Raw genomic sequence first — 16,791 nt, forward strand, 5'->3', positions numbered from 1 at the left:
GGGCACAAATCGTCGGCTTCGGAAATATAAGGGCTCATTTGGATGATCCGCGGCCCCCGGAGTCAGTGCACGCCTCCTGGCGCCCGGTTATCGGTAAACAAAAGCCGTCTATGCTCGCCATATCGGGCGGTGGCGCTGGAGGCGCGTTTTCTGTAGGAATTCTCTCCGCCTGGAGCGAACTCGGCAGCCGACCACAGTTCGAGGTGGTAACCGGTGTGAGCACAGGGGCCCTGATTGCGCCGTTCGCATTCCTGGGGCCCGCCTATGATGCGCGGCTGAGGCGCCTCTATCTTTCCAATGAAGCTCGTAGTCTTGTCGACATCAACTGGAGAGGGCTTGGCGTCCTCTCAGCAAGCCTCCTTCAGGGGGATGCTCTTCGAAAGATGGTCGAAGACAACATTACGGATGAAATCCTGCGCCAAATCGCGCGCGAACATCAAGCGGGACGCCGTCTCCTGGTCATGACCACAAACCTCGACACGCAGCGGGCCGTCGTCTGGAACATAGGCGCCATCGCGGATAGCGACAGCCAGGATGCTCTCGCTCTTGTGCGCCAAATACTAATCGCATCAGCAAGCGTTCCCGGCATCTTTCCGCCGGTTTCTATCCGGGCGATAGTGGATGGCAGGCAGATTCGTGAACTGCACTCTGACGGAGGCAGCTCGTCGCAGTTTCTGACATTGCCCGAACATCTGTTCGTCGCATCGGGTCAAGCAGGCAACGAGAACCTCCATATCTATGTGATCATCAACAACGCGCTCATTCCGGAGTTTTCGATGTCACCTGAACGGGCGTTGCCAATCATGGCACGAGCATACGCGATCCTCCTCAAGTCACAGACGAAGCAAGGGTTGATCGCCCTTTACAACTATGGACGGAGATCCGCCATTGATCTCAATATCGCGGCGATCGATGAGCAGGTGCCCTATTCCATGACCGACCCGCTGAACGGGAGCTACATGCGCACGGTGTATGACATCGGCTACCGAAAGACGGTCGACGGTAGTGTTTGGGCGCAGCGGCCAACGTTTCCAGGCTCGCAATGACACCAAGCGGGCCGAGAGAGTCTGCATTCCTGTTTAAAGGTTGCCGGAGATGTGAGCTGGGTCGGTGACCGGCCAAGATTAGTTCCCGCACCACGACACAGTCATGAACCATGTGCTGACCGGCGATGGGTCCTCCGTGCGGCCACGACACAGTAGGCTAATTTCACTAGCCGATGAGCGTCCGGCATCAGATGAACGAGTCGCTCACTTTCCAATTCCTGCTTGACAACCGCCTTTTCGTCTCAGCGAGCCTTTCTGCAGCAATAGTGGCCTAGATGAAGGCGGCGATGCCCCTTTTCCGAGTCTCCTGAATAGCCTACGCGGGGCCGCCGCGGGTAGCCATTTCCCGGGGGCCATTTCCCGGGACCATGGCTTCCGTCACGCCCGTCACGTCTCCGGCAGCCCCATCTTGTGCAGGACCGAACTTTGCGTTTTTATGCGCGACAATTTCTCTGCGCATGAAGAGATGAGCGCACCTGGAGCCTCGAACATTTGAAAAAGCCACAAAAGAACTTTGTCGTTGAGTACAAGGGTGCGCGTCGAAAACCCGTTCCGCAATCCAATTCGATCTGGGGAACGGTCGATTTGCGCCAATTCGCCGAGCACGATGGCAACTTACAGGCACCCGGGGCTGGCGCATCTCCCGCAGGCTCAGATGCAGCCGTAGACCGGCCACAGCGCGCACCCGCGTTGACAGCAGCTATTCAGCAATCGCCAACATCAAACTTTTTTCCGGAGGAACAAATGTCTGACGAAACAAACGTGCCCGAACCGACGTCCACCGAAGTCGAAACCGCTCTGCCGAAGATGCCGGAGCCCAGGAAGCGTGGCCCGCGTGCCAAGAACGCAGCGTCGGAAATTGCAACTTCGGATGCTTCGGTTGAAGCCCCGACCGTCAAGAAAGCTCGGGCGAAGAGGGGTAGCAAGAGCGTCGCAACCGAGATGAAGCCATCAGCTCGCCGAGGCGGACGCAAAGCCAAGGTTGCTGCCGGAGAGGTTGTCGAACCCGCCCAGCAGGCTGTCTCGCCTGTCACGGCTGCCGGTGAGGAAATGGAGGATCTGCTTCAGCTCGAGCAGGAAAATCAGCGACTGCGGAAGCTGCTTGCGGAAAAGCTCCGCACGGAGAACGCGGATCTTCGCAAACGCCTCGGCCTTGACTGAGGTGATGTCGGAGGATTGGTTGCTGCCAGGTCGGCCTTTCGCTTCAGCGCGATGGTGCTCGGCCGCTGCAACGGACATCTCCGTTTCCCGGCGGGTTACCGGAGCGTACGACAAGATGGGAGTTGAGAAGCGATGGTAAAGTCGCCTTGGAAACTTCTCACCGGATTGCTGTCTCGGGGCAAGACGGCTAATCAGCGTTATGTTGACCAGGCCAACCCCATCGAGGTTCTCAACGATGCTGAGAGGCCCGGAACTCGTTCCAACCCCTCTGAAACAGCGAACGAAGGCGAGCCCGCACCTGGGCAAGGATCATCGGCCGCATCGCTAGCTGGCAAGATCGAAACAGGCGATCGTCAGGAGCCATCGCCGACAATCGCGGCAGAGGTCGCTGACGGGACGCCGGCCGGAGAAGACCCCGCTTTGACCCCGGATCGTACTATTGGCACCGTGGGCGCCGAGCGTCGAGATCCGAAGCGCAAGGCGTTCCCAACGATCCGCCGAAAAACCAGGGCGAAGGTGCCGTGGCACACCAGGGATGCGGAGCTGGACATTGCTTTGGCGGATCGGCCTGGGCCAATCGAGGCAAATCCCGTGCAGGCACTGGACGGCGAGATCAGGGAGCTGCGGTCCCAACTGGCAGTGAAGCTCCGGCTTCAGAATGATCAACTGAGGCAATTGCTCAAGCGATTTGAACCGAAGTGATCCTTCTGTCGATGTGCGCGCTTACTGGACTTTGTCGGTCGGCACTCATCGCTGTTCCCGTGAAATGCTTCTACGGAGGAAGCATATGTGTCCACGCTCAGGGAGCGAATTGTAAGGGCGGCGGTTTAGATCCTTGTCAAGACCTCATGCTGCAGACACGATCCTTCTTGATCCACTTCGCGCCGAAAAATGAATGGATGGATCATCGATGTTCGCCAGCCTGATCGCGAGGATGGAAGGTGGCGCCTGCTCGAAGGCGTCCACACAGTGAGGGTCGAATTGCGTGCCGGCACGGCTAAAGACATGTGCGACGGCGCGCTCGATGGTTTAGGCCTCCTTGTAGGGGTAAGCCGTGGTCAGCGTGTTGAAATTGTCGGCGACGGCGACAACGCATCCTGAAGGCGGAATCGTTTCACCGACAAGGCGAAATGGAACCAACACCCAAAAACTGGGATCGCCGGGGAAGACGAGGCCGACCAGTCGCCCGAGCGCGCCGCCGAGAATAAGGAAACCAAACCGGTTCGCGCCCGACCAGACGACGTGCTGTCCTTTACGTCTTTAAACCTTCCTAGAGGAGGATTTAAATTGTTTCGAACTGCCCTCGTACGCTAAACTTGCCGCCGAAAGATCGGCAAGCGCGGTACCAACCGCTTTGAAAACAGTGACCGCATCTCGAGACTGTCTGCCGGGGAGGCGACCTGATACGATGTCGGCCAGGGTGCCTTTCACGTGGTCGCGGTCTATGGCGTTGCTTCGTTGTGGCTGGATCAAGTCACCGGCCTCGTGAAAAGCCTCCATCGTGTCGACATAGACGTCCGCCCTAGCGATACATTCGTCGTCGCTTTCGCGCATGTCTGCTGTGAACGCGCCAATGAGATCGACATGTGTTCCGGGATGCAGCCATTTTCCAAGAACAAGCGGTGTTCTCGACAACGTCGCGGCTGACACGATGTCGGCCGAATTCACAGCCTCTTCCAGGGATTCTACGATCTCGCAACCGAAACCATCGTCTGTCAGCTTTAAGCGTAGGCGTTCGGCACTAGCCGGGTCGATGTCCCAGATCTTGACGTGCTGGATATCGCGCACTGCTTTGTAAGCATAAGGAATGAGGCTCGCGATACGGCCCGAACCGACTACGGTAAGTGTGGTCGCATCCGGCCTCGACAAATAGCTGGCGGCAAGTGCGGAAACGGCAACGGTTCTCCGTCCTGTTATCGTGTTGCCATCCATCGATGCAAGGTGTTCGCCAGTGTCACCGTCGAACAGATTGTAGATCGATGTCAGAGCAGGCTTTGAAATCCGCGCGTTTCCTGGGAAGACGTTGACCTGCTTGACGCCGAGATACCGTCGTGGCCCCTGCTTCGACCAAGCAGGCATAAGAAGCAGTGTCGCGTTTTCCCCTGAGGCGACGTCAATCTCATGGTGTTCTCGAGGAGGTGCATGGCATCCGTCTTTGAATGACGTTCGCAGAGCCTCGACGAGTTTGTTCATGGGCAAAAGCGAAGAAAGATCTCGCTCGGAGATCGATATTGGTCCTGTCGTCATAGGTGTTCCCTTTGTTTTTGATTAATGCCGCACGATGGCGGAGTTCAGGCGTCGAGCACAAGATCGCTCAGAGGGACAGCCTGGCAAGTCAGGCAGGTCCCAGGGTCGTCTGGTTCGCTTCCGTGCAGGTGGCGCACCGTCCCTGAAACAATTCTCACCGCGCAGCTTTCACATTGTCCCACCCGACATCCGTTCGGGAGCGTTAGGCCCAGCCGCGTTGCGAAGTCGAGTAGAGGGCCATCAGCAGCCGACCAGAAAACCGGAGGTTCCTGGGACTGCGAGAAGGTCACCGCATGCTTTCGACCGTCATCGACGACCGGACCTGGTGGCGACCTGAAGATTTCGCGGAAGATGTCAAATTTGAAGACCCCACGGGCGGCGAGACCGTCGGCAAACGCGTTCATCATCCCCGGTGGCCCGCACATGTAGACCCGCGGCCTACGCTCGATCAGGTGGTCTGGGACTGCGTCGGCGCTGATCCGCTCGTTGCTGTCGTAATCCACCCCTTGAACGTCCTCGGGTAGGGGGCTGTCGTAGTGATCGATCACTTTGAGGTTCTTCAGGCGGCGCGCGTGCCACTTGATGCGCTCTCGAAAGGCGTGGGTGCCGCTGTTCAAGTTTCCGTAGAAGAGCCAGATTTCGGTGTCGCTGTCGTCGTCTAGCGATTCCAGCAGACTTATGAACGGCGTTATGCCGATCCCGCCTGCCAGCAGGATCAAGGGTTGTAGAGAATGTCTCGGGATAACGAAGTTTCCGGACGGAGCTTTGAGTTCGACAACCTCGCCAACTCTGAGATGGTGGTTGATATAGGTAGACATCCGCCCTTGGTACTGGGTGCCCTCGCTACCAATCGTCTTTTGATGGCGGACCGCGATGCTATACCGTTGTCTTCCGTCGACGATCGCCGCGCCCGTGAGCGAATATGCTCTATCGACCCTCGAACCATCGGTGAGGCGGACCTGGAGGTGCTGACCTGGAAGGAAGTCCGGGAGTTGGCGGCTATCTTCCGCTTCGAAGGCGACCGAACGGACGCCCTCGGCCTCCGCCTTTACGGCGACTACCCGAAAATTCATGAAGTCGCGCCACCCGCGTTGCCGAGTCTCGGTCAAGGGATCAAGCTCGATGTTGCATCGGAACGAGCGATGCGGAATGGAACCGCTGACGGGATCGATTGCGTCGGCCGATATCAGGCTGTTGGCGTTGCTGCTTTCCGGACCCGTTGTCGAAAACGAACCGCGGCCCAACTCCGGGCAGGATTGCCACCAGCCGAACTCAGCCACGACGACGTCGTCTGCGAGTTTTGGGGTGACCTTCGCCACGAAGCGTGCGCTCCCATTTCGTGTGGATATCCTGATCCAATCGCCGTTCCTGACGTCCCTGCTATCCGCTAGTCCAGGGCTAATTTCCGCGATCGGATCGGGGGCCTTTTTCCTGAGTGAGGCGAGGCCGCGGTGCTGGCTGTGGCAGTAGTAGCCATTCTTCGCGGAACTCAGGATCAGAGGAAACCTTCTGCCTTTTCCAGCGCGCTCCACAATCTCGTTTTCTGACGGCGGCACGTAGGTTGGAACCCCAGGTTGGCCGTGGCGATGAAGTAGTTCAGAGTAAAATTCGACGCGGCGTGTCTCCGTGTCGAAGCCTCGAACCCGACCGCTGCCGTCGTGGTGAGGTTCAAGATACTTCTGCTCTCGCGCATCTATCTCGCAACGGATTCCGCCGGAAGTGTTTTTCAAAGTGTCTACGGACGCGCCAAGCGGCTCAAGCATGTAGTCCCAAGCGGCATGCAAATCGCCGCCGAAGAAATCTTCGTCCATTCCCAGGCGGGTCGCGAGATCAAAGACAATCTCGTTATCGGAGCGGGATTCGCCACGCGGCGTCACCATCCGTGGACGCATCTGGACCAGCGAGGCGGCGTCGTCGTTTATCTCGAATCCGAACCTGATGCCTTCATGTTCCCAAGGCGAGTTCACAGGTAAGAATATATCGGCGTAGCGTGCCGCGGGCGTTACAAATAGGTCGCAATGAACGTGGAACTCCAGGTTTTTCAAGGCCTCTTCCGCCATAGCGGTATCAGCTTGGGAAACTGTGAGGTTAGTGCCGAACGCCATGAGCGCTCTGACCTTGTAAGGCTCGCCATCCGTGATCGCGCGGTACATGTCTCGAGCAGTAATCCATCCCGTCGACGGTGGACCGATGGGACGAGCCTCAATCCCCAACGCCTTCGAAAGCTGTTCCTTGGACAGCTCTCCGAGCGCATTTGTGGGACGGTAGAATGGACCGCGGCGGACCCTGTTACCTCCGATCCGATCGTAGCTGCCAGACAACGCGTAAAGCGACGCTACCGCGCGCTCCGTCTGGGTGGCATTGGTATGCTGACCGATACCGGTCCAGGCGTGATAGGCGATCCGGCGGCCGCCTTCCAGGAGTTGCGCGGCAGCTCTCAAGGCGTCGGGTGCAACGCCCGTTATGCCTTCCACCGTAATGGGATCATACGCGCGGGTCGCATTGTGCAGCAACTCGAATGCTGGTGAACATCGTACGGGCATCGAGTCTGTCGACGGAGACACATCGACGGTGCCCAGCAGCAGCACCCGATCGCGCAAACCTTCATTGATCGCTCGACTGTCGTCGACTGGAACAATAGTGGACGCAATCTCGTCCCAAACCAAATATCGATTGGTGTTTGCACCGGGCCAGATCATCTGTTCGCGCAGGAAGAGCCCGTTGTCTTCTCGCACCAGGTAAGGCGCATTCGTCCATGTACGGACGAAGACATCGTCGAAGGTTTCGGCGTCTAAAATCAGGCGCATGAGGCCAAGAGCGAGCGCGCCGTCTGTACCAGGACGCACTGGAAGCCAAACGTCCGCTTGTTTGGCGAAAGCGGTTGGTCGCGGATCAATTACGAGAAGCTTTGAGCCTCGAGCTTTGCCTGCTGACACAGCACTTGCCTGTGCCAGCCAGGTGTTTGCCGGATTGTGACCCCAGAGCATGATCGTGTCTGCGTTGGTGTAGTCCGCAGGTGGAATACCGCTACCGAATGTGAAAGCGTGCGCAGAGTCCTTGTGCCAATTGCAGATTTCGGTTCCGTAGCAGATATTTGGACTGCCGAAGTGACGGATGAACCGCTCGATCCAGTCGATGCTGTCTGACAGGGGCGTTCCACTGGGCGTCGTGACGGAAAACGCCACGGCCTCCGGGCCGCTTTCGGCTTTTACCCGTCCCAGCTTCTCCGCCGTTTCGGTGAGGGCTTCCTCCCAACTGATCCGTACCCACCCCGGGTCGGCGCCACCCTTGGGAGCGGTACGCCGCATCGGAAAGAGTTGACGGTGAGGCGAGTGTACGAGCTCGGGTGCTGCTCTACCCTTCATGCACATCGACTTGCCAGTCGGATGGCTTAGGTCGGGTCGAACAGCGACAAGCCTATCATCTTCGACGGTGTTGATTGTGCCGCATCGCGAGCGACAGAGGGTGCAGTATCCGGCTATCTCTGCAGTCACGGAAGGCCTCATTCGACTTGTAGCGCGTGATAGTAGTGCATTACTAAAAGCAGCCAATGGTCGTTGTCAATGCGTCTTTCATCGGGAATCAAACTCCTAATAAGCCGCTTGACAGGTCCTCAGTAGTGCGTCACTGTCGCGCATCACAAAGGATCGGCATCAAGATCGATCGAGGGGTTCAAAACAGAAATTGGTGCGCCCGCTTTAACAAGCGCTCGTATGCGTCCGCGTGGCTACCACGGGACCCTTCGCTCGACAGATTGCCATCTCCGCAGTTGACACGCGTCTACCGGCGCGTAACCCGTAACCGAGGGAGCTCCCCATGGCTGTGCTGGAAGCGCGAAAAATAAGCATCGCATTCAACGGATTCTACGCCGTGAAAGGGGTCGACTTCAACCTGGAAGAGGGCGAGATCCATGCGGTGATCGGGCCGAACGGCGCTGGCAAAACGACGCTCTTCAACCTGCTCACCAAGTTTCTTCAGCCTACGGAAGGCAAGATTTTTCATGACGGGGCAGATGTCACCATCATGAAGCCGGCTGCCATCGCGCGGAGGGGCGTCGTGAGGTCTTTCCAGATTTCCGCTGTCTTTCAGACCCTCACTGTCCGGGAAAACGTAGAACTCGCGCTACTTCGTCGAAGCGGCTTGCAATGGCGTCTCCTCGGAAACGCGCGCCGTGACCGAGCTCTCGTCCAGCGAACAGAGGAGATAATTGAGCAATTTGGTTTTCAGCGCGAGGCCGACACCGCCGCTGCCCAGCTGTCGTATGGGGGCAAACGTGTTCTCGAGTTAGCCACCACCGTCGCTGCCGATCCTCGCGTTTTGCTCCTCGACGAACCGATGGCAGGGCTTGGAAGAGAAGACATCGACCGTGTTGTCGACTTGATCCAGACGACGGCAATCGGACGTACCGTTCTGCTGGTCGAGCACAATATGCAGGTCGTCGCGCGCCTAGCCCACCGCATCACCGTAATGGTCCGCGGACAGGTTCTCGCTTCTGGGACGTATTCAGACGTCTCGACCCGGCCTGAAGTCATTGCCGCCTATACGGGAGGAGCACACTAATGGGTCAGGTCCTTTCAGTAAACAAACTCGAGGCATGGTACGGCGAATCCAAGGTGCTTCACGGCCTTAACTTCCACCTCAAGGAAGGTGAGGTGGTTACTCTTCTTGGCCGCAATGGCGCAGGTAAATCGACGACCCTCAAAGCGATTATGGGGCTGATGGAGAACCGCTCCGGTTCGATCCGTTATATCGACGACGAGTTGGTGGCTGCAAAGCCCTACGAGGTCGCGCGCAAGGGGATCGCCTTCTGTCCAGAAGAGCGCGGAATCTTCGCAACGCTTAGCGTGCGCGAAAACCTCCTGTTACCTCCAGCCATCGCCGCCAACGGCATGTCGGTCGAGGAAATCCTCGACCTGTTTCCGAACCTTCGCGAGCGCATCGACAGCCCTGGCACGAAACTCTCGGGTGGTGAACAGCAGATGCTTGCACTTGCGCGAATTCTGCGGACCGGGGCGAGGGTGCTACTGCTGGACGAGCCGACAGAGGGTTTAGCTCCGATCATCATCAAGCAGATCGAGAACACGATCGTAAAGCTCAAAGAGCTCGGCTTCACCATCCTTCTCGTCGAGCAGAACGTCGGCTTCGCCCACGCACTCGCGGATCGAAACTACGTCATGGAAACGGGATCGCTCGTAGACGAGGTCGTTGCCGCAGACTTTTCAAGCCGGCTGGCGGCCATCCAACGCTACCTGGGTATCTGACCCCTCGCACGCACGGAAAGCGAAATGACAACTATATTTGGAATTCCGACGGCGCTGCTCTTCGGCCAACTCCTGCTCGGTATCATCAACGGGGCTTTCTACGCGACCCTCAGCCTCGGCCTCGCCGTCATTTTTGGGATGATGAACATCGCGAATTTCGCGCACGGTGCGCTCTACATGATGGGGGCTGTCGGTGCCTGGCTCCTTCTGAACTGGCTGGGGGTTGGGTACTGGCCGGCGTTGATCATATGTCCTGTTCTGGTGGGCATTGTCGGCATCGCGATGGAGCGTTTAGTACTGAGGCGGGTCAGTCACCTCGACCATCTCTACGGCATGCTCCTGACATTCGGTCTCGCCCTGATAGTTCAAGGCGCTTTCCGGTTCTTCTTCGGTGCTTCGGGTCTTCCTTATGCGATCCCGACTTCACTGACGGGTGGCGTCAATCTCGGCTTCATCTTCCTGCCGTACTACCGAGCCTGGGTGATCGTCGCCTCCGTCATCGTCTGCTTCGCGACATGGTTCGTCATCGAGAAGACCAGCCTAGGAGCGACGCTGAGAGCCGCGACCGAGAACCCGAAGCTCGTACAGGCGTTCGGGATCAACGTGCCGCTCTTGATTATGGTGGTCTACGGGGGCGGTGCTGCGCTGGCGGCATTCGCGGGTGTTCTTGCCGCGCCGATCTTGCAGGTCAATCCGACGATGGGCGCGGACATACTTATCGTGATCTTCGCGGTGGTTGTCATCGGTGGTCTTGGCTCGATCAAAGGGGCCATCATCGCGGGTTTCGCAGCAGGCATTCTCGAAGGGCTCACGAAGGCCTTCTACCCCGAAGCGTCCACGACAGTCGTCTTTCTACTCATGGCGCTCGTTCTGCTCGTCTATCCGACCGGGCTGTTCGGGTCCAAAGCACAGGCTTCCCACACGTCGGTAGCCTTGCCATCGCTGTCTCGTGAAACGCCCCTTGTTCGTTGGGCGCTCTTCGGAGCCATGGCCGCTGCGCTCATCGTGGCCCCACTCTTTGCGTATCCCGCGTTCCTCATGAAGGCGATGACTTACGGATTGTTCGCCTGCGCTTTCAATTTGATGGCTGGCTACGGAAAGCTTGTCTCGTTCGGGCATGCGATGTTCCTTGGGACCGCAGGCTATGTCACGGCCTATGCCGCAAAGATGTGGGGTCTCCCTCCCGAACTGGCGATCCTTGCTGGCACGGGTTGCGCGGCGCTGCTGGGTCTCGTCGCGGGTTGGCTTTGCACGCGTTCCAGCGGTGTCTACTTCGCGATGATCAGCCTTGCGCTTGCCCAGATGGTGTACTTTGTCGCCTTGCAGCTACCGCAGACGGGCGGCGAGGACGGGATTCAGAGTGTTCCGCGCGGTATTCTCTTCGGGCTGTTCGACCTTAGCAATCCGACGACGCTCTACGGTTTTGTGGTCGTCGTGTTCCTCGGCGGGTTCCTGTTCCTTTCGGGACTTATCCGCTCGCCGTTCGGACAGGTACTAAAGGCCATCCGCGATCACGAGCCGCGCACACAGTCACTCGGCTTCTCGACCGAGCGGTACAAACTCGCGGCGTTCGTTATCTCGGCGGCGCTATCCGGACTTGCCGGGTCGACCAAAGTCATCGTGACCCAGATCGCCAGTCTTACGGATGTGCATTGGGCGATGTCCGGCGAAGTCATCCTGATGACCTTCCTTGGTGGTGTCGGAACGCTTTACGGACCTGTCGTCGGCGCATTCATCGTCGTTGCCATGCAGAACTATCTCGCGGCCTTCGGAGCTTGGGTGACCGTGATCCATGGCGGGGTCTTCGTGGTCTGCATACTTGCCTTTCGTCGCGGCATCGTCGGCGAAATCATCTCCTGGCTATCGTCGCGCGGTCGCGTCGATACCACCAAATCCTCACCGTCCATCCAGAAGAATCTGATCCCAAGTGCGTAAGCATGAGAGATCGAGGGCAAAGCGCATCATCAAGCAAAGGGAACAGCAGATGAGAAGAATGAATCATCTAAAAGGGACGAGCCGCATTCTGGCAGCACTTGCTATTGGCGTGTCCTGGGCGGCGTCTCCGGCCCAGGCCCAGTCGGTAAGCGATGACGTCGTGAAGATCGGCGTGCTTACGGATATGTCTGGCGTTTACTCGGATATGAACGGGCAGGGGTCGGTAGTCGCCGCCCAGCTCGCAATTGAAGACTTCGGCAAGACCGTTCTGGACAAGCCGATCGAGCTCATCAGCGCCGACCATCAGCAGAAGGCGGACGTCGGTACGAGCATCGCGCATCGTTGGATCGACAACGAACAGGTCGACACCCTGGTCGACCTAACCAACAGCGCTATTGCCCTGGCAGTCCAGGATATCGCTCGCGAAGCAAACCGGATCGCGATCTTCACCTCCCCAGGGACCACGGACCTTACCGGGGCGAAATGTTCGCCAACGGGGTTCCACTGGGTCTATGATAATTACTCGAATGGTGTTGGCCCAGTGAAGGCCTTGATCGCTCAAGGCAAGAAGTCCTGGTACTTCATCGTATCCGACTTCGCGTTCGGTCATTCTCTGGAAGCGATCGCGAAGAAGACAGTGGAAGCCAATGGTGCAACGATCGCAGGCTCGGTGCGGCATCCACTCAACGCACCTGACTTCAGCGCATTCCTGCTGCCAGCCCAGGCATCCGGCGCGGAAGCCATTCTCGTGGCGGGCTCAGGGCGCGACCTCTCCACCCTTGTAAAGCAGGCGAACGAGTTCGGTATCGTCGCAGGCGGACAGACAATCACAGCTCCCGTCATGTTCCTAAGCGACATCCACGCTATGGGCCTCGAGCAGGCTCAAGGCATTTCGTTTATCGATGGCTTCTATTGGGACCGCACAGACGACACCCGGGCTTTCGCCAAGCGTTTCGCCGAGCGCCATGGCGGTGCTATGCCGACGAGCATCCAGGCTGGCGTCTATTCCAGCGTGGCCCACTACCTCAAAGCGGTAAAGGCCGCTGGCACCGACGAGGCGAAGGCCGTCGCCGCCAAGATGCGTGAGCTCCCCGTGGATGACTTCTTCGCACAAGGCGGGAAAATTCGGGAGGACGGTCGAATGGTTCACGACATGTACCTCGTGAAGGTCAAATCCCCCTCGGAATCCAAGTACCCATGGGACTACGAGGAAATCGTCGCCACCATCAAGGGAGATGATATCTTCCTGCCGTTATCGGAGAGCACGTGCACGCTCGTAAAAAAATAAGGAGATAGGGAAGAGGCGCGATCTGCGCCTCTTCCTGCTACATCAAAATCGTCATCCGAATGCCCTTGCGCCCCTATCGGGTTGCATCGCATAAAGTCCGCACTTCGGAGCTTCGCTACGACCATCTGTCGTGACGAACAGGGGCCTCAATGAAAGTCCAAGATACAAACCTTAGAGAACAGGTCTTCAGCCAGATCAGGGGCGAAATCATCGCCGGTCACGCACCGCCTGGAAGCATGTACTCGGTTCCTACAATCGCCGAAAGTTTCGGGACTTCGTCAACGCCTGTTAGGGAGGCCCTCCTCGAACTCGTCCGTCTAGGACTTCTCGAGCCTCACAAGAACCGCGGCTTTCGTGTGACCTCCCCGTCGGTGGAGGAGACCCGGAATATTTTCGACATGCGAGAAGTGCTGGAGGTCCATGCGGCGATCAAGGTCGCGAAGATGCCGAAGAAGAACCTCGGCAAACTCGAGCGGTTCGCCGATCAGATTGCCGCGGCCGTAGAGACAAAGAGCTTCAGGGCCTATCTCATGGCCGACCGTGAGTTCCACCACGTGCTGACGTCGACGGCGGGCAATCCCATACTCACGGATACGGTCTTCTCGCTACGTGACCGGATGCGATTTTACGGCGATATCTCCGAAGAGGGTTTCGAGCGCCAGAAGGCGTCCGTTCCGGAGCACTACCGTATCGTTGAGCTCGTAAACTCAGGCGATGCCGAAGAGCTGTCTGTTTTGCTCAAGTCTCACATTCGGTCATGGGAGCCACTGTTCATGAAAGCCGTCAAGGAGAAGCCGAGGGCTGCCTTCTCCATTGGCAAATCTTGAGGGCAAGCGGCCGGATCAGGTCTGGTGTGCGGATGTGACCTATATCCCGATGCCGCGCGGCTTCCTCTACCTGGTCGCCATCATGAACTGGTTCAGCCGCAAGGTGCTGGCCTGGCGGCTATCGAACACGATGGATGCCGACTTTTGCGTCGCCGCTCTTGAAGAGGCGATCGCCTGCCACGGCAAGCCCGACATCTCAATACCGTCCAGGGATGCCAGTTCACCAGCTTCGCCTTCACGACGCGCTGAAGGACGCCGGCATTCGCATCTCCATGGACGGACGCGGGCGCTGGATGGACAACGTCTTCATCGAGCGGCTGTGGCGCAGCCTCAAATACGAGTGCGTCTTCCCCAACGCATTCGAGACGGGAAGCGAAGCCCGCAGCGGCATCGGTTCCTGGATCGACTATTACAACCGGCGACGCCCGCACTCGACCTTCGGCGGCAAGACGCCCGACGAGGTCTATGCTATGGCGGAAATGACGGAGAAACTGGCGGCGTAAAAACGTAACCCGATCCACCTTAGCCAAGCCGCCAAACTGTCTCACCAAGCGGGACCACCTCTCCTTTCATTGGTAACGCCACAAGCAAAACTAATGAGCGCGGACTGCCATACTGCGCACGATGACCAATTATCTGAAAACAATTAGCGACGTTTCGAGTCCTTTCAGCTGCAAAAAGAAGAAAATTGTTTGCGCGTCCGGCCATCACCCCTTTTCAGAGCATGCGAGCAGTTATGATCCACGCGTAGGAGTCGAAGAGTACTCCCTCGGGGGTAACATGCGCCTCAAGCAAATCACCCAATTGTTTCAATGCCCTGTCACGCTGCTCGGCGGCGTGGGTCATGTCCTCCTTTGCCAGATAGAGATCGATGAGTGCTTCAGAGGCCGCATCGATATCCACGCCATAGAAAACGGATTCTCGCACCTCGGCAAAATTGATCGAACCGAAGCCTGCATCCCTGAGGACTTCCGTTACAATGGCGGGATCGCTCATTGAAAATGCTGCGGGAGCATCGGGGGAAACTGCGATCAGGGGTGCCATAGCCCGTCTGATGGACCGGGCCCAATCATTGCGCTCCTGGCTCTGCCACACCATCCATGCAAGGCGCGCGCCTGGACGCATCGCGCGGGCTATATTGGCACACGCGGCTGCCGGATCGGCAAAGAACATGGTACCAAACCGACTGATGCATAGGTCAAAGCTCGCTGGCGGAAATGGGTGATGCTGGGCATCGCCATGCTCGAATGTAACATTCCGCAGTCCCGCTTCGCTGGCACGTCGTCGCGCGATCTCAAGCATCTTCCGCGACGTATCCACGCCGACCGCATGGCCATTCACCGCGACGCGGGCGGCCTCACGCGTCGTTTGTCCTGCCCCGCAGCCGATATCGAGCACGCGATCTCGTGTGCCAACGCCGGCGGCCGCGCGCAGGTGCTGATTGTGCCGTTGTAATTCGGCGTCATAGAAGTCGGCGCGATTCAAGGTCTTTGCTCTCACTGCTTGTCACTGTCATTTGGCGGCATTCCGACATGTTCGTTGATGGCGGAAACGATTTTGTCCCAGTCACCGGGATGAAGTTCATGGCCCCCACTTTCGATTTTCACAAACCTGGCACCAGCCACGGCTCGTGCGAGAGTCTCGCCATGCGCTATCGGGAAAACCGGATCGGCCGTGCCGTGAATGACGAGAAGCGGCACGTTCATCTCGGCCAGCCGCCCCCGCCATGTCGCGCCGACGTCGAAAAGGACGCTGTGGTTGGTGGCACTCAGATAGCCTCCAGAGCGGTCGAAATCTCGTTCGAGAAAAGCGCGGGTGCCTGCTGCGTCGAACTGGTGTGCCGTCCCTGCCGTCAGGCGCGCATCCTCGACCAGGTAGGCGACTGCATCCGCTCGGTCCGACCAGTTTGCCTCCACGGACATATGTTCCATCCAGGCCGGGCCGCTAGCTGGAAGGCCGGACGTGTCGACGCCGACCGGCGAGGTGCTGATCGTCGTCAGCGACAGCACGCGCTCTGGATTCCTCAATGCGGCCACCTGGCCGACCATGCCGCCGAGGGAGAAGCCGACGATATGAGCGCTTGAAGTCCCGTAGCCGTCGAGCACGCGGAAGACGTCGCCGACAGCATCGTCGAAGGTGTAGCCGGGCCTACCGGGTGGATATTTTGTCGAAAGGCCGGTGTCGCGCTGGTCATAGCGGATGATAAAGCGACCTCGCCCAGCCAGGCGCTCGCAGAATCCCTCGGGCCACCACAGCATCGACGCCATTCCGCCCATGATGAGAACGAGCGGTGGGTCGTTTGCATCGCCAAAGCTCTGCGTCGCGAGTTCGACCCCGTCAGTGCGGATCATCAGTCCACTCATGCGAGTCCCTCCCGGTGCAGCGCGGCTTGCACGGAAGGCCGCTGCATGATTCGTGCGATGTAGCCTTCGAAGGGTTCCGGCAGGGAGAACCCGAGGTGAGTCGCGCCCCAGGCAAGTTGGAAGAGATAGGCGTCCGCGACTGTGAAGATCTCTCCGAACAGATAGCCCCGTTCCAGTCGACCCGCGACGAAGCCGAACCAGTGTACTATTTGCAGGCCGGTCGGCTCCCTGACTTCCTCTGGAAGGGAGAGGTAGGTGGGAAAGCGCTTGTGAATCTCGGTCGCGATAAAGCTCAGCATCTCGAGCAGGCGATAGCGGCTGAGATGGCCTTGCGGTGCCAGCTTTGGTTCGCAATCGGCGACCCAGGCCAGGATCGCGACGTTTTCGGTCAGCATCTCACCATCGTCAAACATAAGAGCGGGCACATAGCCCGTTGGATTGATGTCCGTGTATAAACCGCCGCTTTCAATCTGCCTGGTCTCGAGGTCGACCTTGACCAGGTCGAACTGAAGTCCTGCCTCCAGCATCGCGATGTGGTCCGCTAGGCTTGTGAACCCGGGCGCCGAGTAGAGTTTCATCCAATTGATCCTTCCTTTGCTTGTTATGTGCGTTTCTGAGAAGAGGTAGGTCAGGCCATGCGGCCGGTCGATGCCCGTGGACGTC

At 58.4% G+C, this 16,791-nt stretch carries 13 protein-coding genes and 1 pseudogene; 8 read left to right on the top strand and 6 right to left on the bottom strand.

What is annotated here, in order from left to right; translation table 11 throughout:
- Nucleotides 1–110: 110 nt before the first annotated feature.
- The gene (locus ACST81_RS25125; protein ID WP_269703795.1) at nt 111–1,046 is read left to right on the top strand and encodes a patatin-like phospholipase family protein; all 936 of its coding nucleotides are present in this window, start codon (nt 111–113) and stop codon (nt 1,044–1,046) included.
- 951 nt (nt 1,047–1,997) lie between these two features.
- On the opposite strand, the gene ACST81_RS25130 is transcribed toward ACST81_RS25125, so the two are convergent.
- The gene (locus ACST81_RS25130; protein ID WP_269703793.1) at nt 1,998–2,285 is read right to left on the bottom strand and encodes a hypothetical protein; all 288 of its coding nucleotides are present in this window, start codon (nt 2,283–2,285) and stop codon (nt 1,998–2,000) included.
- A gap of 54 nt (nt 2,286–2,339) precedes the next feature.
- Here ACST81_RS25130 and ACST81_RS25135 point away from each other — a divergent pair, with 54 nt between their 5' ends.
- A complete protein-coding gene (locus ACST81_RS25135) occupies nt 2,340–2,909 on the top strand; it encodes a hypothetical protein (RefSeq protein WP_269703791.1) in 570 nt (189 codons plus the stop codon).
- Nucleotides 2,910–3,467: 558 nt separating this feature from the next.
- Here ACST81_RS25135 and ACST81_RS25140 read toward each other — a convergent pair.
- On the bottom strand, nt 3,468–4,454 hold the full coding sequence (locus ACST81_RS25140) for an ornithine cyclodeaminase family protein (protein WP_269703786.1): 987 nt from the start codon (nt 4,452–4,454) through the stop codon (nt 3,468–3,470).
- A gap of 44 nt (nt 4,455–4,498) precedes the next feature.
- Nucleotides 4,499–7,960, bottom strand: a complete 3,462-nt coding sequence (locus tag ACST81_RS25145; protein ID WP_269703784.1) for a molybdopterin-dependent oxidoreductase — start codon at nt 7,958–7,960, stop codon at nt 4,499–4,501.
- Nucleotides 7,961–8,270: 310 nt separating this feature from the next.
- On the opposite strand from ACST81_RS25145, the gene ACST81_RS25150 reads away from it, so the two are divergent.
- The 6 genes and pseudogenes from ACST81_RS25150 to ACST81_RS25175 form a co-directional block, all read left to right on the top strand.
- A complete protein-coding gene (locus ACST81_RS25150; protein WP_269703782.1) occupies nt 8,271–9,014 on the top strand; it encodes an ABC transporter ATP-binding protein in 744 nt (247 codons plus the stop codon).
- Nucleotides 9,014–9,715: an ABC transporter ATP-binding protein gene (locus ACST81_RS25155; RefSeq protein WP_269703780.1), complete on the top strand. Its 702-nt coding sequence runs from the start codon at nt 9,014–9,016 to the stop codon at nt 9,713–9,715. Before ACST81_RS25150 ends, ACST81_RS25155 begins: the two co-directional genes overlap by 1 nt.
- Before the next feature lie 24 nt (nt 9,716–9,739).
- Nucleotides 9,740–11,650, top strand: a complete 1,911-nt coding sequence (locus ACST81_RS25160) for an ABC transporter permease (RefSeq protein WP_269703778.1) — start codon at nt 9,740–9,742, stop codon at nt 11,648–11,650.
- A gap of 49 nt (nt 11,651–11,699) precedes the next feature.
- The gene (locus ACST81_RS25165) at nt 11,700–12,938 is read left to right on the top strand and encodes an ABC transporter substrate-binding protein (protein WP_283159217.1); all 1,239 of its coding nucleotides are present in this window, start codon (nt 11,700–11,702) and stop codon (nt 12,936–12,938) included.
- Nucleotides 12,939–13,087: 149 nt separating this feature from the next.
- Nucleotides 13,088–13,765, top strand: a complete 678-nt coding sequence (locus ACST81_RS25170; protein WP_269703776.1) for a GntR family transcriptional regulator — start codon at nt 13,088–13,090, stop codon at nt 13,763–13,765.
- Nucleotides 13,752–14,268, top strand: a pseudogene (locus tag ACST81_RS25175) (IS3 family transposase); the annotation flags it as partial. The gene ACST81_RS25170 and the pseudogene ACST81_RS25175, both read left to right, overlap by 14 nt.
- Before the next feature lie 214 nt (nt 14,269–14,482).
- Here the strand turns inward: ACST81_RS25175 and ACST81_RS25180 are convergent.
- The 3 genes from ACST81_RS25180 to ACST81_RS25190 are packed head-to-tail and all read right to left on the bottom strand — an operon-like array spanning nt 14,483 to nt 16,706.
- Entirely contained in the window at nt 14,483–15,250 is a 768-nt protein-coding gene (locus ACST81_RS25180; RefSeq protein WP_142859817.1) for a class I SAM-dependent methyltransferase, read from the bottom strand.
- An 11-nt stretch (nt 15,251–15,261) separates the two neighbouring features.
- On the bottom strand, nt 15,262–16,128 hold the full coding sequence (locus tag ACST81_RS25185; RefSeq protein WP_142859815.1) for an alpha/beta fold hydrolase: 867 nt from the start codon (nt 16,126–16,128) through the stop codon (nt 15,262–15,264).
- Nucleotides 16,125–16,706 carry a glutathione S-transferase N-terminal domain-containing protein gene (locus ACST81_RS25190; RefSeq protein ID WP_142859813.1) on the bottom strand — a complete coding sequence of 194 codons (582 nt, stop codon included), beginning with the start codon at nt 16,704–16,706 and terminating at the stop codon, nt 16,125–16,127. The genes ACST81_RS25185 and ACST81_RS25190 overlap by 4 nt, the downstream gene beginning before the upstream one ends.
- Nucleotides 16,707–16,791: the final 85 nt, after the last annotated feature.

The sequence above is a fragment of the Pararhizobium sp. O133 genome (assembly GCF_051669845.1).
Classification (GTDB): Bacteria; Pseudomonadota; Alphaproteobacteria; order Rhizobiales; family Rhizobiaceae; genus Pararhizobium.

Excerpts from the sequence above, each read along its gene's own strand:
- ACST81_RS25155 (WP_269703780.1), top strand. The coding sequence starts at position 9,014 with ATGGGTCAGGTCCTTTCAGTAAACAAACTCGAGGCATGGTACGGCGAA.
- ACST81_RS25130 (WP_269703793.1), bottom strand. The coding sequence starts at position 2,285 with ATGTCCGTTGCAGCGGCCGAGCACCATCGCGCTGAAGCGAAAGGCCGA.
- ACST81_RS25125 (WP_269703795.1), top strand. The coding sequence starts at position 111 with ATGCTCGCCATATCGGGCGGTGGCGCTGGAGGCGCGTTTTCTGTAGGA.
- ACST81_RS25150 (WP_269703782.1), top strand. The coding sequence starts at position 8,271 with ATGGCTGTGCTGGAAGCGCGAAAAATAAGCATCGCATTCAACGGATTC.
- ACST81_RS25185 (WP_142859815.1), bottom strand. The coding sequence starts at position 16,128 with ATGAGTGGACTGATGATCCGCACTGACGGGGTCGAACTCGCGACGCAG.
- ACST81_RS25170 (WP_269703776.1), top strand. The coding sequence starts at position 13,088 with ATGAAAGTCCAAGATACAAACCTTAGAGAACAGGTCTTCAGCCAGATC.
- ACST81_RS25145 (WP_269703784.1), bottom strand. The coding sequence starts at position 7,960 with ATGAGGCCTTCCGTGACTGCAGAGATAGCCGGATACTGCACCCTCTGT.
- ACST81_RS25135 (WP_269703791.1), top strand. The coding sequence starts at position 2,340 with ATGGTAAAGTCGCCTTGGAAACTTCTCACCGGATTGCTGTCTCGGGGC.
- ACST81_RS25140 (WP_269703786.1), bottom strand. The coding sequence starts at position 4,454 with ATGACGACAGGACCAATATCGATCTCCGAGCGAGATCTTTCTTCGCTT.
- ACST81_RS25160 (WP_269703778.1), top strand. The coding sequence starts at position 9,740 with ATGACAACTATATTTGGAATTCCGACGGCGCTGCTCTTCGGCCAACTC.
- ACST81_RS25165 (WP_283159217.1), top strand. The coding sequence starts at position 11,700 with ATGAGAAGAATGAATCATCTAAAAGGGACGAGCCGCATTCTGGCAGCA.
- ACST81_RS25190 (WP_142859813.1), bottom strand. The coding sequence starts at position 16,706 with ATGAAACTCTACTCGGCGCCCGGGTTCACAAGCCTAGCGGACCACATC.